At 26.1% G+C, this 22,776-nt stretch carries 17 protein-coding genes and 1 rRNA gene; all 18 read left to right on the forward strand.

From position 1 onward, the window contains the following. The first annotated feature begins 69 nt into the window (after positions 1-69). A complete protein-coding gene (locus VJI93_RS05590; RefSeq protein WP_324009215.1) occupies positions 70-3,546 on the forward strand; it encodes a PD-(D/E)XK nuclease family protein in 3,477 nt (1,158 codons plus the stop codon). Continuing rightward, positions 3,546-7,331 (forward strand): helicase-exonuclease AddAB subunit AddA, encoded by a 3,786-nt coding sequence (gene addA / locus VJI93_RS05595; protein ID WP_323999793.1) that lies wholly within the window; start codon positions 3,546-3,548, stop codon positions 7,329-7,331. The genes VJI93_RS05590 and addA overlap by 1 nt, the downstream gene beginning before the upstream one ends. A 181-nt stretch (positions 7,332-7,512) precedes the next feature. Next, a complete protein-coding gene (locus VJI93_RS05600; protein WP_323999792.1) occupies positions 7,513-9,201 on the forward strand; it encodes an ABC transporter ATP-binding protein in 1,689 nt (562 codons plus the stop codon). Beyond that, a complete protein-coding gene (locus VJI93_RS05605) occupies positions 9,173-10,885 on the forward strand; it encodes an ATP-binding cassette domain-containing protein (protein WP_323999838.1) in 1,713 nt (570 codons plus the stop codon). The genes VJI93_RS05600 and VJI93_RS05605 overlap by 29 nt, the downstream gene beginning before the upstream one ends. A gap of 37 nt (positions 10,886-10,922) precedes the next feature. Then, on the forward strand, positions 10,923-11,402 hold the full coding sequence (locus tag VJI93_RS05610) for a hypothetical protein (protein ID WP_323999791.1): 480 nt from the start codon (positions 10,923-10,925) through the stop codon (positions 11,400-11,402). 187 nt (positions 11,403-11,589) lie between these two features. After that, a complete protein-coding gene (locus VJI93_RS05615) occupies positions 11,590-11,847 on the forward strand; it encodes a zinc-ribbon domain-containing protein (protein WP_323999790.1) in 258 nt (85 codons plus the stop codon). A 302-nt stretch (positions 11,848-12,149) separates the two neighbouring features. Further along, complete coding sequence (locus VJI93_RS05620; protein ID WP_323999789.1) at positions 12,150-12,476, forward strand: hypothetical protein; 327 nt, start codon at positions 12,150-12,152, stop codon at positions 12,474-12,476. After that, positions 12,466-13,506 carry a V-type ATPase subunit gene (locus tag VJI93_RS05625; RefSeq protein ID WP_323999788.1) on the forward strand — a complete coding sequence of 347 codons (1,041 nt, stop codon included), beginning with the start codon at positions 12,466-12,468 and terminating at the stop codon, positions 13,504-13,506. Before VJI93_RS05620 ends, VJI93_RS05625 begins: the two co-directional genes overlap by 11 nt. 20 nt (positions 13,507-13,526) lie before the next feature. After that, the gene (locus VJI93_RS05630) at positions 13,527-15,509 is read left to right on the forward strand and encodes a V-type ATP synthase subunit I (protein ID WP_323999787.1); all 1,983 of its coding nucleotides are present in this window, start codon (positions 13,527-13,529) and stop codon (positions 15,507-15,509) included. A gap of 10 nt (positions 15,510-15,519) precedes the next feature. Then, positions 15,520-15,942, forward strand: coding sequence for an ATP synthase subunit C (locus VJI93_RS05635; RefSeq protein WP_323999786.1), 423 nt, complete (start codon positions 15,520-15,522; stop codon positions 15,940-15,942). A gap of 9 nt (positions 15,943-15,951) precedes the next feature. Continuing rightward, complete coding sequence (locus VJI93_RS05640) at positions 15,952-16,260, forward strand: V-type ATP synthase subunit F (protein WP_009448490.1); 309 nt, start codon at positions 15,952-15,954, stop codon at positions 16,258-16,260. A gap of 11 nt (positions 16,261-16,271) precedes the next feature. Further along, a complete protein-coding gene (locus tag VJI93_RS05645; protein WP_323999785.1) occupies positions 16,272-16,874 on the forward strand; it encodes a V-type ATP synthase subunit E in 603 nt (200 codons plus the stop codon). 27 nt (positions 16,875-16,901) lie between these two features. Next, entirely contained in the window at positions 16,902-18,677 is a 1,776-nt protein-coding gene (locus VJI93_RS05650) for a V-type ATP synthase subunit A (RefSeq protein ID WP_323999784.1), read from the forward strand. 9 nt (positions 18,678-18,686) lie between these two features. Then, positions 18,687-20,057, forward strand: coding sequence for a V-type ATP synthase subunit B (locus VJI93_RS05655; protein WP_323999783.1), 1,371 nt, complete (start codon positions 18,687-18,689; stop codon positions 20,055-20,057). A 1-nt stretch (position 20,058) separates the two neighbouring features. Next, positions 20,059-20,676, forward strand: a complete 618-nt coding sequence (locus VJI93_RS05660; protein WP_323999782.1) for a V-type ATP synthase subunit D — start codon at positions 20,059-20,061, stop codon at positions 20,674-20,676. 89 nt (positions 20,677-20,765) lie between these two features. Continuing rightward, positions 20,766-21,566: an NAD(+)/NADH kinase gene (locus tag VJI93_RS05665; protein WP_323999781.1), complete on the forward strand. Its 801-nt coding sequence runs from the start codon at positions 20,766-20,768 to the stop codon at positions 21,564-21,566. A gap of 242 nt (positions 21,567-21,808) precedes the next feature. After that, positions 21,809-22,270 carry a pyridoxamine 5'-phosphate oxidase family protein gene (locus VJI93_RS05670; RefSeq protein WP_323999780.1) on the forward strand — a complete coding sequence of 154 codons (462 nt, stop codon included), beginning with the start codon at positions 21,809-21,811 and terminating at the stop codon, positions 22,268-22,270. A 326-nt stretch (positions 22,271-22,596) separates the two neighbouring features. Continuing rightward, positions 22,597-22,776: ribosomal RNA gene (locus VJI93_RS05675) — 16S ribosomal RNA — on the forward strand; the annotation flags it as partial.

Raw genomic sequence — 22,776 nt, forward strand, 5'->3', positions numbered from 1 at the left:
AAAAGTGAGCAATACATCTGGCTAACTCTTTTTTGTTATATCAAAATATGATAAAATAATCATATCAGATTGAAAGAGGTAATTATTGTGGCAGTTGGATTTATAACAGGAAGATTTGGAGCAGATAGGACTGATAAGATTTTAGAGCTTTGTTTTGAAGAGGCTAAAAGAGAAGATAAAAAGCCTATTTATATTTTAGTTCCGGAAAAATTTACATATGAAATGGAAAAAAGATTAAGTGAAAAGCTTGAAGATGAAAAAAATATTGATCCTAATTTTAGAATTAGAGTTGTAAGTTTTTCAACTTTAAGTAAAATTGTTTTTACCAATGTCGGTGGACTTAAGGAGAGAAGACTTACGACAAGTGCTAGAAGTCTTTTAACTTTTAAGGCTATGGACATGGTTTCAAAAGATTTGATTACTTTTAAATCTGACGATTTTAAAATGGGTTTTGTAAACAATATTATGGATATGATAATAGAGTTTAAGCAAAATGATTTTTCGGTTACGGATGTTTTTTCGCTTAAAGAAAATGTTAAAAATGAGTCTTTGAAATTTAAAATGCAAGATTTATATAATATTTATAAATCTTATGAAAATTTGATTGATAAAAAATACTCTGATACTGAAGATACTTTAAATATTTTTGCTGAAAAACTTGATGATTTTGAAAGTATTAAAGGAGCAACTATTTTCGTTGACGAATATATGGACTTTACTCCCGCTCAATACTTGGTAATTGAAAAGTTAATCTATTTTTCAAAAAATATTTATTTTTCTCTTTTAACTGATTTTAAAAATTTACATTCAAAAATGAATATGTTTTTAAGAAGTAACTCAACAATTTTAAATATTAAAAATATTTGCGAAAAGTATAATATTCCATTGTTTGAAAATATTTCACTTTCAAATGAAAGTTATTATAATTCGGAAGATTTATCTTTTTTAGAAAAAAATATCGGTACTTTTTCTCCAAAACCATATTCTAAAGATTCTGAAAATATTAGAATTTTAAAATTTAAAAATATATATGATGAAGTTTCTTTTGTTGCAGAAGAAATTTCTAAATTAGTTAAAACTAAAGGCTATAGATACAATGATATAACTCTATGTATGAGAAGTTTGGATGAATATTCTTATATAATAGAAAGAGTTTTTGACGATTACAATATAGATTATTTCTTGGACGAAAAGATTTCAATTATGGAAAATCCAATTATTATTCTAATTTTATCCATTTTGGATATGAAGGATAAAAATTATTCCTATGATTCTGTTTTTAGATATTTGAAGAGCGGACTTACAGGAGTTTCTAATGAGGATATTTTCCTTTTGGAAAATTATGTAATTGCAAATGGTATAAAAGGTAATCGCTGGTTTGACGAATCTTGGAACAAGTCCATCGTTCATAGTGTTGAGGAAGAAAGTGATGATGAAAAACTTGTAAAGATAAATGAGATAAAAAATATGGTGATAACTCCGATAAAAAATTTACATGCTAAGTTAAAAGGTAGAAATACCGTAAAGGATATTTGTAAATATTTATATGAGTTCACTTTGAAAATTGGACTTTTTGATAGAATTAATGAACTTGTAACTAATTTTCAAAATGAAGGAAATTTATATAAGGCGAAAGAGTATTCTCAAGTTTGGGGAAGTTTTACAGCAGTTTTGGATGAAATGGTTGAATTTATGGGAGAGGAGAAGATTGCCTACTCAAAATTTATAAATTTAATTAAAACTGAACTGGAAAATATTGAGCTTGGAATTGTTCCTCCTTCAAAGGATGAAGTCTTTATTACAACTGTTGACAGAATGAAAAAACCTTCTACAAAAATAGCTTTTGTATTGGGAGTTAATGACGGGAACTTCCCAAAAAATATAGTGGATAATGACTTAATTAGCGAAAATGAAAAAGAAAGTTTAAAAACTTTGGGCTTTAATTTTTCCAATAATAATTTACTAAAAACTACGGATGAACAATTTTTAAGTTATAAAACTTTCAGCATTGCTAAAGAAAAATTGTATATAACTTTTCCTGTTTCCGATTTGGAGGGAAAGAGTCTTTTAGTTTCAAGATTTGTGAAAAAAATTAAATTCATTTTTGGAAATTTAGAAGTTGAAAGTATAGATTATAGAAAAGATTTTTCTATTATGGATATTTTTGAAACTTTTTCTAAAGAGAGATTATATCAAATTTTAGTTTCCAATATTGAGGCTTTAAATTCAAATAAATTGAGCGAAAATGATAAATTCAATTTTAGAGAAATAATTGATTTCTTGATTGAGGATGAAGATTATAAATATAAAATTGAAATTTTAAAGGATAAATTAAATTACAAGAAAGAAACTGAAAATATTAAAGATTATACTTCATTTCTTTATGAAAGTGGAAATGTAAGCATTTCAAAACTTGAAAACTTTATGCGTTGTCCTTTTTCATATTTTATAAACTATGGACTTAGAGCAAAGGAAAGAGAAGTGTATGATTTTTCTCCTGCAGATTATGGAACTTATTGCCATAAGATTTTTGACGACTTTTTTAAGGGAATTTTTGAAAATAATATTGATTGGAATATAATTGATAGAGAATTTATCCAAAGGGAAGTCGAAAAATTAACAGCAAAAATGGCTGAAAAGTCTAATTTTATTCTTGAAAGCTCTCCAAAATATAAATATTTTTCAACTATTACACACAAAAATATTGTTGAAAGCATAGAAATTATGGCTGAACAAGTAAGACGTGGAAACTTTGTTCCAACAGGTTTTGAAACAGAATTTGGAGATGAGTCAATAAAACCTATTACTTATACTTTAAAGAATGGAAAAGAGATTAAATTAGTCGGTAAGATTGACAGAATTGATGTTTTTAAAGGAGAAAATTTTGACTTTTTAAGAATTATTGATTATAAATCTTCAAAAAGAGATATTGATTTAAATCAAGTTTATGCAGGGCTTCAGCTACAACTTTTTGTCTATATGAATGCAATTTTATCTTCCAATAAAGAAAGATATAAACCTGCAGGACTATTTTATAGTGATTTTACAACAAATTTTGTCGGATTTGAAACTTATTCGAAAATGCTTGATATGAACGACGAAAGTTATCATAGTGAAAAACTTAAGAAAAATAAACTTACCGGTTTTGTTATAAAGGATATGGAACTTTTGAAGAATTTAGATAGGACTTTGGATGCGGATAATTTGAATTCTGAAATACTACCTATTAAATTAAAATCAAAAGGACAAGAAATTGGGGCAAGTACATTGGGCTTAACTACTGATGAATTTGATATTGTAAATGAATTTGTTTTAAATAAGACTAAGGATATTTGCGAAGAAATTTATTCAGGAAATATTGATATAAGGCCTTTCAGATATAAGAATAAAAAGCCTTGTGATTATTGTAAATATAAATCCATTTGCAGATTTGATATTAAGCATAATAAATATAATAATATTAAGAACTTATTGACTAAAGATAAACCAAATGAGGTTTTTGAAAAAATGAATTCGGAAAATAAAGAGAAAAGAGGTGAGAAATAGTGAGTGAAGTAAAGTGGACTAAAGAGCAAAGACAGGTAATTGAAAGTAGAAATACAAATTTAATTGTGTCTGCGGCGGCTGGTTCCGGAAAAACAGCTGTACTTATCGAAAGAATTATAGAGCTTGTGTTAGATGAAAAAAATCCAATTGATATCAACAAATTACTTGTTGTAACATTTACAAAATTGGCTGCATCTGAAATGAGAGAAAGAGTAAGTAAGGCCATTGAAAAAAAACTTGAAGAAAATCCGGAAAATGAACATCTTCAAAAACAATTACTGCTCCTTAGCGGTGCTGACATCACAACTATTGACTCTTTTTGTAAAGATGTTTTGATTTCTTATGCTCATTTGGTAAATTTAGATAGCAATATAAAAGTTATAGATCCTAGCGAAAATGAAGTTTTAGCCAAAGAAGTTATGGAAGAATTATTTGAAGAGCTTTATGAAAATAATGATGAGAGCTTTTTGAGATTAGTTGATTGGTATGCCAAGAAAAATACGGATGAAGGACTTTTACAACTTTTACTGAATGTAAATAATTTTGTGAATTCTCATCCTTTTCCAAAAATTTGGCTAAATGAAAAGGCAGAATTTTTTAATACGAGTACTAAGGATGATGATTTTTATTTAGAAAATTACATCTTGGATATTGCAAAAGATGTAGATATGGATTTAGAATTTTTTGAACTTAGTATTAAAAATAATTTGAAAAAAATAGAAAATTATCCTGAACTTGAAAAATATATAGATATTTATAATACTTTGTTGGATGCTTTATCTGTTGTAAAGGAAAGTTTAAAAGACTTTTTGAAGGATAATACAAAATTTGATGAGCTTAAAAAATCATCTTATGAATTTTTAAATTCAAACTTTGGAAGTTTTAGAATTTCAAAATGTGATGAAGAAGTAAAAGAAATATATAATAAAGTTAAAAAAGAATTGGATAGTATAAAGTCGGAAATTTCAGAATCACTTGGAGCTTTAAATTTAGATTTAGAAAATATAAAAAAAGAAAGTGATTTAATCTATCCTTATGTTCGTTCAATTTCCGATGTTGTAATTAAATTTAAGGAAAAGTTTTGGGAGAGAAAGCAAAAATTTAATTATGTAGATTTTGCCGATATTGAACATTTGGCATTAGAGATACTTGTAGATATTGATGAAGATGGAAATATTAAACCGTCAAAAACTGCTTTGGAATATCAAGAAAAATATGCTGAAGTTTTTATTGACGAATATCAAGACAGCAACCTAGTTCAAGAAATTCTTTTATCAGCAGTTGCAAAAGAAAATAACAGATTTATGGTTGGAGATGTTAAACAGAGTATTTATAGATTTAGACAGGCAGATCCGAGTATTTTTATGGAAAAATATGAAAATTATTACAGAGTAGAGGACGATGTTGACAGTTTTAATAAAAAAATAATGCTCTATGCGAATTTTAGAAGTAGAAAAGAAATCCTTGAGGGAACGAATCTAGTTTTTTCAAAAATAATGAAAAAAGAAACGGGAGAACTTGATTATACTATTGACGAAAGATTAAATCCTATGGCAAGTTTTAAAGAAATTGATGAAAATGTCGGGGGTGCGGTTGAAATTCTTTTAGTCGATGAAAAATCTGATGATGAGGACGAAGATGAGATAATTTTAACTGATGAATATTCAGAAGATTTTGAAGAGATGAAATCTTTTAAACTTGAATGTATAAAAATTGCAAATACAATTTACAATATGATGAACAATATAGAAAATCCTTTTAAGGTTTATGATAAAAATTTGGATGATTATAGGAAAGTTGATTACAAAGATATTGTTATTTTGATGCGTTCTCCAAGCAGTAATACAAAAATTTTAGAAGAAGTGTTTTTAGAATATAATATTCCGATTTATGCAGAGAGTACGGGTGGATATTTTGATACTTTTGAAGTTGATACAATAATTAATTTACTTAAAATTATAGATAATCCTATGCAGGATATTCCTTTAATTTCTGTAATGTATTCTCCAATTTATAATTTTACATCAACAGAATTAAGCCAAATAAGACTTGTAGATAGGGAACTAAAATTTTATGAGCTCTTAATAAAAATTTTAGAAGATAAAGACATCGAAATTAGAGTGAGTTTAAAGGAAAAAATTACAAAATTTATTTCCGATTTAAAATTATTTATAGAAAAAAAATCTTTAGTTTCTGCTGATGAATTAATATGGTTTTTATATAAATATACAGGATACTATAATTATGTCGGACTTTTGGATATGGGAGAACAGAGAAAAACTAATCTGATGTTACTTTTCGAAAAGGCGAAAAATTATGAAAAAAATTCTTATAAGGGATTATTCAATTTTGTAAATTATATTCAAAAAATCAGTTTAAAAAGTGATATTTCTGAGGCAAAATTAATTTCTGAAGATGCTAATGTAGTTAAAATTATAAGCATTCATAAGAGCAAAGGCTTGGAATTTCCTATCGTATTTCTTGCAAATATGAATAAGAAATTTAATTTCAGAGCTGATGACAGCAATTTGGTTTTACATCAAAAACTTGGTTTTGGTGCAGTTGTTTATGATATGGATAAAAAAACTTCTTTTAACAGCATTATGAAGAAAAAAATTGAAAAATTTAAAAAGAATGAACAAATTGCTGAAGAAATGAGACTTCTTTATGTTGCAATGACAAGAGCAAAGGAAAAACTTATAATAACCGGAAGAGTAAAAGATTATGAGAATTTAAGAGAAGAAATAAGCTCCGGAATTGATGAAATAGGCAATATAAGTAATTATAAAATTCTAAAAATAAATAATTATCTTGATTGGATATTAAGCTCTATTGATAATCTTAGTGTTTATGGAAAGAGTTTGAATTGTCTGGGAAGAGAAGAAAACTTTTTGGGAAATGAAGACTTGAAATTTCAATTAAATGTAAATACTAAAACAGAGGAATTTATAGAATATCAAAGAATTAAAGAAGAAATTAAAACCAATGAAATAATTTCTGAAGAAGATGATATTGAAGTTAAACAAGAAATGCGAACTGTTAAAGAATTCTTAGAAGATAGATTTAACAAAGAATATGTTTATAAAAATGTTTTAAACAAGCCTTCAAGTATTACTGTTTCTGAAATTAAAAAGATGATTCAGGAAGAAGATGAGGAAAAACATCAAAAATTTTATAAAGAAAATTTTGTTTTAAAAACTCCGTCATTTATTCATCAGGGTGAGGAAAAAGTCGGTTTTAATTCTGCAGAAAAAGGAACTATTTTCCATTTGGCTTTGCAACTTTTAGACTTTTCAAAATTTGATACAGAAGATATTTCAAAAATAAGAGAAGAAGTTAAGTCGCAAATAAACTCATTTGTAGAAAAAAATATTATGAGCTTGGACGAAATAGAAACGATAAAAATAAATTGGATTGTAAAATTTATTCAGTCTGATATTTTTAAAGAAATTTACATTGCAAATAAATCTGAAAAATTATTTAAAGAAAAAGCCATTGACTATAATATAAAATTGAAAAATCTATTTAAAGATGAAAATATTTCAGAAGACGAAAAAATTATGGTAGTCGGAATAATTGACCTTTTCTTTGAAAATGAAAATGGGGAAATAATTTTATTGGATTACAAGACAGATTATGTAACAAAAGAAAATCTTGAAGAAGTAAAGGAAAGATATAAAGTACAATTGGATTTGTATAAATCTGCAATTGAAGATATTTCTGGCAAAAAAGTTGCCAAAAAGGGATTATATCTATTTGGAATAAATGAATTTGTTGAAATTTAGGAAAAATCAAAGTCAAAACTTGACTTTGATTTTTTAATGAGATAAAATATAATTACATATTAGAAATAGGTAAAATTAGATTAATTTCAGGAAAATGTATTATATAATTGAGAAAATAATTATAATATTTTACTTAAATATAATTATATGGAAATAATATAATAGGGAGTTGGGGGAATTAATGAAGTCATTCATTCAAGTTTTTAAGAATTGTATCAATAAAAAAATAATTGTTATATTTGCTTCTTTGATTGTATCACTAGACAGATTAATTTTAATTTCAATGTTTCCATTAATTATAACAATAAAGAGAAAAGAAGATATAATCGTTTTATTATATGTTTTATTGTTTTTTATTTTCGGAGAATTTTTTAATATTTTTGTAAATTACAGTTTGGAAAAGGATGGAGAAAAACATAAAAAAGTCCTGAAATTAAATATGTTAAAATCTTTTGAAAATATTGAGCTTAAAGAATTTGAAAGTGTAGATTTTAAGAATAAAATATTTGTAGTAAATAATTATATGGAAAATTATATAAAAATTTCTAAAGATTGCTATAAAACTATTATAAATTTGTTTTTAGCTCTTTTTGTGTTGCTTATTATTTTTTATATTAATGTATATATGTTTATAATTTATTTATTCGTAATTGCTTTTGTTTTGTATTTAAAGAATAATCAACTAAAAGCGTCTAAAGATATTTGGATTAAATATATGGAAAATTGTAAGGAACACAATATAATAAATAATATATTGATAGATAAAAAACATTCTAATGAAAGAAAAATATTTAATGTTTTTAATTTTTACAATAAGATATTTTTACATAAGTATGACGATGCCATTGATGAAAATTTAAAGGATGCTAGAAATCGTCTGAAATTTGATTTTTTGTATGAAGTTTCAAATTATTTTCTTGTATTATTTATGCTGATTGCAAGTTTATATTTATATGATTTGGGAAGCATTAATATTTCCTATTTTTACTTGTTAAATAGCGGATTAATTATAATAACTGAAATAATTGGTACTGAGTTAAATAAAATATCAGATTATTTTAATTTTACAAATGGTATTAATTTATATCACGAATTTATTACAAAGAAAAAATTAGTAAAAAAAGATGTAAAATTAAGTAATTATAATATAGAATTTGATAGAGTTTTCTTTAGATATCCTAATTCAGATGAATATATAATTAAGAATTTTTCATTTACCTTTGAGTTTGGAAAGAATTATTCAATTTTAGGTAGAAATGGTTCAGGAAAAAGTACTTTAATTAAGTTACTATTAGGATTGTATAGAGTTGAAAAAGGTAATATAAGAATAGGTGGTGTTGATATAAATGATATATCATTAGAACAGAAGTCAAAAATATTTTCTGTGCTTTTTCAACATCCTAAAAAGTATCCATTTACTATTTTTGAAAATATAACTTTAGAAGAATCTCAAAAAGGAGATTTAGACATAGATAAGAGCATTGTTGAATTTGTTGAAAATTTTAATGATGGAATAGATTCATACACCAGTATTAATTACAAGAATAATGTTAATCTTTCAGGGGGTCAGTGGAAAAATATATTTTTTAATAGAGTTTTTTTGAGAAAATCAAAAGTTTTTATTTTTGATGAACCTACTTCTAATTTAGATCTTTTTTTAGAATTAGAATATTATAAAAATATACAAGATAAAATTTCTGGAAGCTTAAATATATTTATTTCTCATAGACTTGGAATTGTTAAATATACTGATATAATTTTATTGATTGAAGATGGAAATTTGATTGAATCAGGAACACATAATGAATTAATTTCTTATGGAGGAAAATATTTTGAAATGTATGAAATTCAAAAATCAATTTTTGACTAATATAAAGATGATATCTAGGTGTATTAATCTATTTTATAGTACATATAGAAAAGAGCTATTTATTATGATATTAGTTACAGTAATAACTGCTTTGACTTATATGTTTGGTATGATTTATACTAGAGAATTTTTTAAAGGGATAGTTATTTTTAAAAATGAGGATTTTAATATTTTTTTTAAGAATATTGTGTTTTCATTTCTTCCATATGTTACATTTTTATTTATAATAGCTATAAAGAAAATTTACTTTGATAGATACTATATACAATATATCTTAATTCCAAATTTTGAAAAAATTTTAAAAACAAAAATTCAAAAAAAGTGCTCTGAAATTGAAATTATAGAATATGAAAAAAATAATATAAATGAAAAAATTCATGAAGCAACAGTTTGTAGCACAAATATATTTAGACTTGTAGAGACTGTTATTTCATACTTTGGTTTAATTTTAAATATTGTATTAATTTCAAATTTTATTATTTTTATTAATATAAAATATCTATTTTTTTTGATACTAATATTATTTCCTTTAATTTTAGAAAATTATTTTAAAGGAAGGTACATTACTAAATATCGTTTAGACTTGAATTTATATGAAAGAAGAAAAAAAGAGATTGAGAATAGTATTTTAGAAGATTCAACTTATGCAGAATTTAAAATATATAATACTTTAGATTTTGTTTTAAAAAAATTAAATAATGTATTTAATGAACACAATAAGAAGTTTTCTATTTTGAATAAGAAGATATATATCATAGAATTAATTTCGAAATTATTAATATATTTAGGAAAAATATCAATATATCTACTGGCTACATTCGATTATATAAATACCAATGATATCGGTAATTTGATTATCGTTATAGTGGGTGTAAATATAATTTCAAAATTTATTGAAGAAATTTTTTCGCTACAAGGATATATTATGATGTTCTCAAAATTATCTGTACCATACTTTGAATTTATGAGCTTAGAATTTGAAAAAGAAAGCTTGCATAATGATAATTCTGTAGAATTATCTAATTTGAAGTTCAAATATCCAAATGCTAAAAAATATTGTTTAAAAAATATAAATTTGAAGATAAATAGAGGAGAGATTATTGCTATAGTTGGCAAAAATGGTTCTGGGAAAAGTACTCTGGCAAAGATTTTACTTGGATTATATAAGCCAAGTGAGTCCGAATCTAACAAATTAATTGCAAAAAATTCAGTTGTCTTTCAAGATTTTTGCAAATATCCTTTAGATGTTAGAAATAATATTGAGCTAGGCAGTGAATCTAGTGCGGATTCTTTTGCTATTATGAAATCAATGGGATTTAAAAGTGAATATTACGAAAAACTATTAGGAAAAGAAATAGGAGGACTGGAACTATCAGGAGGACAGTGGCAAAAACTTGCTATTTGTAGAGGAATTTATAAAGATAGTAATTTTTTAGTTTTAGACGAACCAACAGCAGAAATAGACCCTATTTTTGAAAAAGACATTTACGATATTTTTAAAAAAATTTTATCTGACAAAACAGGTGTAATTATAACTCATAGATTGGGTAGCATAAAATTTTCAGATAAGATTTTAATATTAGATGAAGGAGAAATTTTAGCTTATGATACTCATATCAATTTATTAAAAAATTGCGATTATTATAAGAAAATGTGGGATGCACAAAAGCAAAATTATTTATAATTAATATCTTATATACTTTAAAGGAGAAGTTTCATTTATGAAAAATAAAAAAATTTTAAAGATTATATCAATCATTTTAGTTATAGTATGTATAATATTTTTATCAGTATTTTTAAGATATAAATATGAATTACATTCTTTAAAAAATGAAATTGTAAATAATAAAGTAATTAAAGTATATTTTGAGGGAAGTGGATACACAGCAAATATAGAGTCTGATGAGGATAAAAAAGAGTTTTTTAATCTAATTTCTGATTGTAAATTTAGATTTAAAATTACAATGGAAGATACAGAAAAATCTTCGCCTTCTGTAGAAACTGAATTTAATGGAAATGAGATATTTCTTTTCGTGTTTTCTAAAACTTCAAGGATTGATTTTAATCTTAAAAATAAATATTATTTGCTTAACTATAAGAGAAAAGATATTTCTGAAAAGAGTTTAATTAAATTATATGAAAAATTTTGTAAAAATTATAAAGAAGACAGTAATTATAAGAAGTTAAAACAAAGAAACTAGTGTTTTTTTAAATTGTAAAAAATTTTATTTGAGTGCTTGATTTTATAAAAACATAGGTGTATAATATATATGTTTTCAAGGAGAATGAAAATAATTCTTGAAAAGTATATTATAATTTTAGCAATGAACTTTTAGTTTGAGGCATGATAAAAATACTGGATATAAAATTTGGTATTTAGTAGGAAGAATGATAATATTATACGGAACAAAGGTAAAGAGTAAAGAAATAGGACAAACTAAAGAAGTATGTAGTTGTGGTCATTGTAATAACACTTCAATATGGACGCTTTATAATAATAGAAGATGGTTTACACTATTTTTTATTCCAATTTTTCCGTTATCATCAACGAAGTTTTTGGAATGTCCAGTTTGTGGATGGGGAATTAAAGTAGATAATAAAAATTCCGATTTAATAATGCCCTTAGTAGAGTTTTATGATAAATAATTGTATGCTAAATTATATTTTAAATAAATAGAGTAAAGAATAACTGATTGAACAATTAAAATTTTTATATTGATAATTGTTGATTATGGCGAGATGAAATTTATTTTATATGAACTTATTGTAAATTAAATTTAAATATTATATTAGAGAATAAAATTTCAAAATTGTTTACAATAATTGAGCTTGCCATTATGTGAACAATTTTCTAATTTTTTATCGCAAAATTGGAAGTGCATTTTTACGAATGCGCTTTTGTTTTGGAGAAAATTTAATAATTTAAAATTTTTAGAAAGGAGGCATTTATGGAAAGTTTTATAAAAAATATATTTGATATTGATAAAGGTGCTGAGGATTATCAACAAAGATTAGAAGTTGAGAAACAAAGATTACTTAAAGATAGAAAAGAAAAGATGAAAGTTATAGATGACGAGTATAATAAGGTTTTGGAAGAAGAACAGGAAAATCTTAAATTACATCTTTCTTCAATAGAGAGTGAAGATAAGGATAAATTAGTGGAATATAGTAAAAAGGCTGAAGCTATAAAGAATATTTTTAAAGATAAAAAAGAAATCTTAATTAAAAATTTTGCTGATTCTCTTTTAGAAAGCGGTGAGTTTTATGGGGAATAATTTTCATTCAATTAATGCAAAAATCGGAGTTTTAAGAAAGGGAATTTTAAAAGAATCCGATTATGATAAAATTTTATCTTTTGAACAAAGGCATGAAATAGTTGATTATTTAAAGAATAATATATTATATAAATATGAGATTCCTTTGTATGAAGAAAGATCTATGAGAAATAGATACGATACAGAATTTATGCTCAATAAGATTGAAGCTGATTTACTTGGCAGATTAAAATTTTTCCTCTTTGGTGAGGATAAAAAGATTATGGAAGTTATGCTTATGAAGTATGAATTTAAAGATTTAAAAATAATTCTTAGAAGCATTGTTGAAAATGAAAAGATAGACTTGGAAAGAGATACAATAATGTATAGGAAAAATAAACATATTGATTATTCTAAACTAGTAAATTGTGAAACTTTTAATCAGGCTTTAGATGTTTTGAAAGGTACAGTTTATAAAAAGGCAATTGCTTCTCTTACTGATGAAGATATATTTAGACTTCATTTTCATGTTGAAATGAAATTAGATAGTTTATATTTTCAATCAATGAAAAATGCTATTGATAAATTATCAAAGTCGAGTCAGGCTATTTTTAATGATTATTTTTCTACTTTAATAGATACAATCAATCTTCAATGGATAATCAGAGCTAAAAAATATTATGATTTACCGAATGAGGAAATTTACAGTTATAGTTTACGATATGGTAAATATATTAAAGGAGATTTTTTAAAGGACTTGATATATAGTGATAGTGTTGAGGCTATTGTTGAGAAGATAAAGAAAACTAAATTAAGACATACTCTTGAAGATGCTAATGGAAATACTATTGTCTCAAATAGAAATATTAACGAATATGTTTATCTTAGCCATTTAAAGAAACTTAAAGACTATGATAATTCAATTTCTACTTTACTCAAGTTTATTATTCAGTTGAATATTCAAAATGAAAATTTAATTAGAATAGCAGAAGCGAATAAGTATAAACTTAGTAAAAGTGAAGTAAAAGAATATTTAATTAATATTCATTGATTTAGTTAGGGGGTGCTAAATTGGCTGTCGAAAAAATGAAAATGATGAATCTCGTTGCTTTAAAACAGGATGCTCACAGTATTCTTAGAGAAATTGTTTTGAATGGCTCGATTCATATTACAAATGCTGGAAATTCAGAAAATTTCACAATGAAGTATATGGATTCTCAAATAGGGATTTTTAATGATATGGGTGTTGCTGTTGATAAGATAAGACCATATCATAGAGAAAAAGTTTTTAAAAAGAGAAAGTATAAAGAACTTTTAGATCAGATGTTTGCCTTCTTTAACATTAAAGAAGATGATGTTACTTTAAATGATTTACAAAATTTAAATTATAGTGAAAAGCTTAAAATATTAGAGGATATTTCTGTGAAATCTTCTTCAATAAAAACTAGGGAAGATGAGAATAGGAAAAAGAGAGCAGAAATTAAAATTTTATTAAATGCTGTTGAATATTTTTCCGATAGTGATATGAAAATATCTGAGTTTTATAATTTAAAACATATTAATTTTGATATGGGAGAAATTTCAAAGAATTCTTGGATAAAATTAAAGGCAAATTATGAAAATATTAAGGGAATAGTTGTGCATTTAGGAACTAGTAGTTATGGAGAAACTGTTATAATCTTCACTCCTTCCGTTTATGCAAAAGATACAAAATATTTTATTCGTTCTTTGTCCTTTGATAGAATTGAGCTTCCTAATTTAGATATTTCTTTTAAGGATTTTATAAAGAATAAAAATGCTGAATTGGAAAGTTTAGAAAGAGAACAAGATGAAATTTTAAAGGAAAAAGCTGAATTTAAGGATAAATATTTACAAGAAATTTTAGGTTTCTATTACAGATATAAAATTATTGAAAAGATTGAGGAACTTGAAGGACATATTGCAGAAAGTAAAAATTTTATTTTATTAAGTGCTTTTGTTCCGGAATCTAAAGTTGAAAGTATAAAGAATGCAGTTGAAAAAGTTTCAGAAAGTGCTTTGATATATTTTGAAGATGATAATGAAATTCCTTCAAGATTTAAAATACCTACAAAGTTAAAAAATAATTTTATTTTAAGACCTTTTGAAGCTTTGGTAAAGATGTATTCAATTCCAGATTATAAGGAAACAGATCCGACGCCGTTTTTTGCAATAACATATTTGCTTTTGTTTGGAATGATGTTTGGAGATGTAGGGCAGGGTTTGATTTTTGTAATCGCTGGAATGTTATTCTCTAAAAAACTTGGTGTAATAGCAAAGATTATTCAAAGAATTGGTTTTTCATCAATGTTTTTTGGATTTATTTATGGAAGTGTTTTTGGAATTGAGGATTTAATTCCAGCATTAATTATAAGACCGATGAATGATATTAATACAATACTGGTTGCAACTATTGGACTTGGTATTTTAATGATATTAATTGCATATTTTATCAATTTTAGAAACTTAAAGATGAGAAAAGAATTTGGAAAATTATTTTTAGATAAAAATGGTTTATCAGGATTTTTATTCTATATCTCATTTATAGTAATAGTTTTAAATACTGTTTTGTTGAAAAAGTATGTAAGTGTAAATGTATCTTCAATAATTACAATAATAAGTGTTGTAATTTTGGTTGTAACTTCAACATTGATGTTTATGAAACCTAAACTTGTTCCGATGATTAGTAAAATAGAGGAAAAGGAAGACTTTTCTCCTGTTGAAAGCGGATTTGAAATGTTTGAAACTGTTATGGGATTCTTTTCAAATACTCTTTCTTTTATAAGAGTTGGAGCTTTTGCGATTAATCACGTTGGACTTTTTATGGCGTTTCACGCTTTAGGACAAATGCTAGGTTCAAGTTTTGGAAATATATTTATGATTGTTTTAGGAAATATATTTATTGTTTGTCTTGAAGGACTTATAGTTTTCATTCAAGCAATAAGATTAGAATATTATGAATTATTCAGTAAATATTTTAATGGTGAAGGAATAAATTATGAACCATTAAAAGTAGAATTAAAAGAAGAAATTTAGGAGGAAAATTATGAAAATTACTTTATTATTAATAACATTAGGAATAGGAACAACTATTTTAACAGGTATATCTTATTTAAGAAAAGAAAAGAAAACAACAAAATCAGGATTAAAAAAGGCAATAGCTATTAATGTCATTTCAATTTTAGCTTTATTTTTAATGGGACTTGTTCCAGATATTGCATTTGCAGCTGAAACTACACAAAGTACAGCAAGTTCAGCAAGTGGAATGGGATATTTAGCAGCTGCTTTATCAACTGGTCTTGCAGCAATTGGTACTGGAATAGGTGTTGGTCAAGCTGGTTCAGCAGCAATTGGTGCCGTTTCAGAAGATTCTTCAATTTTAGGTAAAACACTTATTATTCTTGGACTTGCAGAAGGTATTGCTATTTACGGACTTATAATTTCAATTATGATTTTACAAAGAGTTTAGGAGAATTCTATGATAAGTTATCTTATATCTGATAATACAGATACACTTGTAGGAATGAGATTAGCTGGTATAACTGGAGTTGTTTTAAAGACTAGAGAAGAGGCGTTGGAAGAATTTAATGATTGTCTAAATAATAAGGAAATTGGAATTTTAATTTTAACTGAAAATATTTTTAATCTTATTAGTGAAGAGGTTATGGCAGTTAAGTTGAAAAATATTTTTCCACTTATAGTTGAGATACCAGATAGAACAGGTTTGAAAAGAGATCCAAATTTCATTACAAACTATATAAACGAATCAATAGGAATTAATATTTAAGGAGAAATCTTATGATAACAATTGAAGATAAGATAGAGTCATTTAAAAGAATACTAAATGAAGAAATTGACGAAAAGTATGATGAAGAATTGAAAAAAATTGCTTCGGAAACTGAAAGATTAATGACAGAATATAAAGCTAAAAAATACGAAGAAATTGAAAAATTAAAGAGAGAATATAGGACAAAACTTGATAATAAGTCAGATAAAATTCGTTCAAAAACTTTAAAAGAAGGACAAGATATCATTTTAAATACTAATAAAGAAATTTATGATGAATTTTTTAAAGCTCTTAAAGAAGAATTGAATAACTCATATATGACTGAAAAAGGTGTATCATATTTAAAAAATACTTTAAAAAATGTAAAATCAGAAATAAATTCTAATGATATTATTTATGTTTATGAAAAAAGTTTTGAAAGAGATAATGAAATAATAAAAAATGTCTTAGGAGATATCAAGGTTGAAAAAAGTCTTGATATAAAAGTTGGAGGTTTTGAAATAGAAAATGTGGAAAGAACTTATAGATTAAACTATTCTCTTGATTTTCTATTAACAACAAAATACCAAAAGATTTTAGCAAAGTTAAAAAAAGAAATTGGAATAAACAATTAATTAATAATTGTAATGAGGAGAAAGGTAATGCGTAATATACCTAAAATAATTGATATAAATGGTCCTGTTGTTAAAGCAGACTGTATGGAAATTTACAAGGTTAGAGATATGGTTTTGGTTGGGGATAAAAAATTAATCGGAGAAATCATATCTATTGATGAAGATGTAGCGACTATACAAGTTTATGAAGAAACACAAGGGCTAAAAGTTGGAGAAACTATAGAAAGTACAAATGTTCCACTATCAGTAACATTAGGCCCTGGAATTATAGGAAATATATTTGACGGTATTCAAAGACCGCTTGAAAAAATATATTCAATGACAGGAGAATTTATTGCAGAAGGAATAGGTCTTGTGTCTATTGATAAAGAAAAACAATGGGATGTTGAAATTCTTGTTAAAGTTGGGGATAAATTATCTGCAGGAGAAATTTTTGCAACAACTCAAGAAACCAGTTTTATTGAACATAAAATTTTAGTTCCACCAACTATTAGTGGTGAAGTAATTGAAGCTTTACCATCAGGAAAATATAATTTAGAGACTGATTTAGTAACAATAAAAGATGAAGATGGAAAAATTCATAAATTAAAAATGTATCATCAATGGCCTGTAAGAATTCCACGTCCAATAGATGTGAGAATGCCAATTTCAAGACCTTTAGTAACAGGGCAAAGAGTACTTGATGTTTTCTTTCCAATAGCAAAGGGAGGAACTTCAGCACTTCCGGGTGGATTCGGTACAGGAAAAACTATGACTCAACATCAACTTGCAAAATGGTCTGATGCTGATATTATAGTTTATATCGGCTGTGGAGAACGTGGTAATGAAATGACAGATGTTCTTGAGGAATTTCCAAAGTTAATAGACCCAAGAACTTCAAAACCGCTTATGGAAAGAACTATTTTAATAGCAAATACTTCAAATATGCCGGTTGCTGCTCGTGAAGCGTCAATATATACCGGAATAACTATTGCGGAGTATTATAGAGATATGGGTTACCATGTTGCAATAATGGCTGACTCTACTTCAAGATGGGCAGAAGCTCTAAGAGAAATTTCAGGAAGACTTGAAGAAATGCCTGCAGAAGAAGGCTATCCTGCATATCTTCCTTCAAGAATTGCACAATTTTATGAAAGAGCGGGTTATGTAGAAACTCTTTCCAAAAAAGAGGGATCAATTACTGTAATTGGTGCTGTTTCTCCACCAGGTGGAGACTTCTCAGAACCGGTAACTGAAAATACTAAAAGATTTGTTTCAGCCTTTATAGGTTTGGATAAGAATTTAGCATATATAAGACACTATCCTGCTGTAAACTATCTAACAAGTTATAGTGGTTATACTACATTGATTAAAGAATATTATGATGAAAATGTATCTCCTGAACTTTTAAAATTAAGAGCAAAGATGATGGAACTTCTTTCAGAAGATAATAAATTGAATCAAATTGTTCAATTAGTTGGTGAAGATGTTTTACCAAATGATCAAAGAATTGTTATAGAAATTGCAAAAGTTTTGAAAAAGGGATTTTTACAACAAAATGCAATGCATGAAACAGACAGTTATGTTCCTTTGAAAAAACAATTTGAAATGTTAAAAGTAATAGATAATTTATATATGAATTGTACTTTAGCAGTAAAACAACAAGTTGCCCTTACTCAAATAAAAAATGATGATTTATTTGAAGAAGTTATTAAGATGAAATATAATATTCCAAATGAAAACTACGATGAAGCATTTGAAAAGTTAAATGCAAAAATCAATAGCTATTATACTGCTTTGATAGACGAAAATCAGGGAGAGTAGGTGATAATTATGCAAAGACAATATTTAAAACTAGAAAAAATAGATGGACCTTTGATTGTGCTTAAAGGTGTAGATAATGTCAGCTATGATGAAATGATGGATATAGTAATAGATGGAAGTGAAAGAAGAAGAGCCAAGGTTGTTAGAATTCAAGGAGATAAGGTAATTGCTCAAGTTTTTGAAGGCACAACCGGAATTTCAACACAAAATTCTGCTGTTACTTTCACAGGAACTCCACTTGAAATTTGTCTTAGTAAAGATATTTTAGGAAGAACTTTTAATGGCGTGGGAGAACCAATTGACAATGGGGATTATATTATTTCAGAGAAAAAATATAATGTAAATGGAAGACCTATGAATCCTGTTGCAAGAGAATATCCAAGAGATTATTTGGAAACTGGAATTTCTGCAATTGATACCCTTACTACTTTAATTAGGGGACAAAAACTTCCAATATTTTCATCAAATGGTTTGACACATAATGCATTGGCGGCTCAAATAGTTAGACAATCTAAATTAAAAAATTCTGACGATAAATTTGCAATAGTATTTGCAGGAATGGGAATTAAATATGATGATTATGAATTCTTTAAAAGTGCATTTGAAGAATCAGGAGCATCATCAAGAGTTGTTTCATATATAAATCTTGCTGATGCACCAATTGTTGAAAGGATTTCAACACCTAGAACTGCATTAACTGCTGCAGAATATCTTGCATTTGAAGAAAGAATGCATATTTTAGTAGTTATGACTGATATTACAAGTTATGCAGAGGCTTTAAGAGAAATTTCTTCTGCAAGAGAAGAAGTTCCTAGTAGAAAGGGATACCCTGGATATTTGTATTCAGATCTTTCTACCTTATATGAAAGAGCCGGAATGGTAAAGGGAAAGAAAGGTTCAATTACATTAATTCCTATTTTAACTATGCCTAATGATGATATAACACATCCAATCCCTGACCTTACAGGTTTTATTACTGAAGGACAAATAGTTTTATCAAGGGAATTATTCCAAAAGAATATTTATCCACCTGTTAATATTTTGCCTTCATTGTCAAGACTTATGAAAGATGGTATTGGAGATGGATATACAAGAGAAGATCATGATCAAGTACAATCTCAGTTATTCGCTCTTTATTCAAAGGTTATAGAAGTTCGTTCGCTATCACAAATAATTGGGGAAGATGATTTAACAGAAATAGATAAAATTTATATGGAATTCGGTAGGGAGTTTGAACAAAACTTTTTAAACCAAAACTTTGATGAATCCAGAACAATTGAAGAATCACTTGATATTGCTTGGGGTTTATTCAAACTATTCCCTAAAATTGAATTGGATAGATTGGAAAGTAAATATATAGAAAAATATGGAAGGTGGTAATATGATTCAAAATATTGCTCCTACGAAATCAAATCTATTAAAAATTAAAGACGATTTAAAATTATCTAAAGTAGGATATAATCTAATAGATAAAAAAAGAACCGTACTTATAAAAGAAATGATGCAACAAATTGAAAATGCAAAGGAAATTCAAGAAGATGTAAAAGTACTATTTGAAAGAGCTTATTCTATTTTGCAAGAGGCAAATATAACTATGGGGGTTATGAATGTGCAAGACATTTCACTATCAATAGATAAGTCTGAAAATTTTGAAATTTCTTATAAATCTATTATGGGACTTGATGTTCCGAGTGTAAAATACGAGCATGGAACTTTAAGACCACATTATGGAATGTATATGACAAGCCCGGCAATTGATGAAGCCATAAAAATATTTCAAAAAATTAAAAGACTTGTATATAGACTTGCAGAAACTGAAAATACAGTTTATAAACTATCTATAGAAATAAAAAAGAATCAAAAAAGGGCAAATGCTTTAGATAAAATTCAAATTCCGAATCTTGAAGAAACCGAAAAATATATTTCAGAAGTTCTTGAAGAAAAAGAAAGAGAAGATTTTTATAGATTAAAAAAGATTAAGAAAAAGAAAAATGTGTAGTATTTAAGGAGCAAAAGCTCCTTTTTTCTTGCTTATATATGTTTAATGTGTTAAAATAAATTTGATAGATTAAAATAAAAGGTGAAATTATGAAAAGATTAATTAATATTTTTTTTAATGATAATATAAAATCCCTAGAAGCTTTTATCAAGACGAAAGAATTGTTTGAAAAAAGAGGCTTTGAAATTTCTGAAACATTTAAAGAAGAGGCTGAATTAAGTATCTGTATAGGTGGAGATGGAGCCTTTATAAGAGGTGTACATAATTCTGACTTTCCTAAAGTTCCATTTGTTGGAATAAATACAGGGACACTTGGTTTTTTTCAAGAAATTAGTTTTGATAAAATTGAAAAATTTATAGATGATTATATAGAAGAAAAATATACTGTTGATAAAATTAGATTATTGGAATGTGATTTAAAAACAAATGATATTGTATTTTCAAATAAATGTCTAAATGATTTTGTTATTAAGTCAAATAGTTCAGAAATAATTCATTTAGATGTTTATATAGACGACAATCATCTTGAAACTTTTGCAGGAGATGGTTTAATAATCTCAACTCCTTCAGGGAGTACTGCTTACAATATGTCTGCAGGTGGAAGTATTATGCATCCATCCTTAAGAGGATTTCAACTAACACCATTAGCTCCAATCTTTTCAAAAGTGTATAGGACTATTTCAAATTCTTTGGTAATTCCTGATACGTCTACTCTAAAAATAGTTCCGTTAGAAAATCAACATAAAAAAATTAGTTTTGTTGCTGATGGAATAGAGAAAGACTATACAGATGTATCATATTTTGAGTTTAAAAAATCAAGATTTAAGTTATATAAATTAGTATTCAACGAAAACTGGTACTGGATAAATATGAAAGATAAGTTCTTATAAGAAAATCTTATAATAGACTTGTTATCCATAAAAAATTAATATAAGAAAAATGTTGAAATAATATATAAATGTGATATAATGGAATTAGATATAAAGCGTAAATAAATACAAGTATTATATGATTATATAATAATGAGTTTATTTAGTTGCTTTTTCATATAATGTTCCGATATAAAACAGAGAAGATGAGCAATTTGAAGCTTGTCTTTTTTGTTATAAAAAATATTAGAAGGAGAAAAATTATGGAAATGAGAAGAAAGGATAGAGAACTAAGTGTAGAAGAGGGAAAAGAATTACTAAAAAACGGAGAATATGGAATTCTTTCAACATCTGATAGTTGTAATCAACCTTATGGAATACCGTTGAGTTATGCATATTGTAATGATGTTATATACATTCATTGTACAAACCAAGGTGGATATAAATTAAAAAACATAGAAGAAAATTCTAAAGTTTCTTTTACGGTAGTAGATAAAGTTGAAAGACAAGCGAGTCAATTTTCTACAAAATATATGTCCGTTATTGTACTTGGAGAAATAACTATAGTTAACAATGAAGAAAAACTTAAAGGTATTAAATCAATATTATATAAATATTCACCTGATTTTATAGAATCCGGAATGAAATATATTGAAAAAAGTTTCGATAAGATTCATGTTCTAAAAATAAATATAAAAGAAATAACTGCTAAAGGTAAAAAATAATTGATAATAATTGATATTATATAAAAATTTTATAAAAAAACTTAAAAATATGACAAAAAGGTATTGACTGATAGGGCGAAGGCTGATATAATATTAAGGCACTTAAAGAGCGGCATAATAATAAGTTATCATAATATAAGTTTTAAAAGGTTTGAAGGCAAAAAAAAGATAAAAAAGTGTTGACAAACGAAAATAATAGTGATATAATATTAAGGTCGCAACAAGAGTGACACGAACCAAGAAAAGTAAACAGTGATAAAAACTTTGAGAGTACAAAGAAAAACAATAATTTAGGTGTAAAAAAGTCAGCGAGAGCAGACGAACTTTAAATAGAGAGTTTGATCCTGGCTCAGGACGAACGCTGGCGGCGTGCTTAACACATGCAAGTCGAACGTGATTTTTGTGGAAATTCTTTCGGGAATGGAAATGAAATGAAAGTGGCGAACGGGTGAGTAACACGTGAGCAACCTACCTTACACAGGGGGATAGCCGTTGGAAACGACGAT

It is taken from the genome of Parvimonas sp. M20, from assembly GCF_035282425.1.
GTDB lineage: Bacteria > Bacillota > Clostridia > Tissierellales > Peptoniphilaceae > Parvimonas.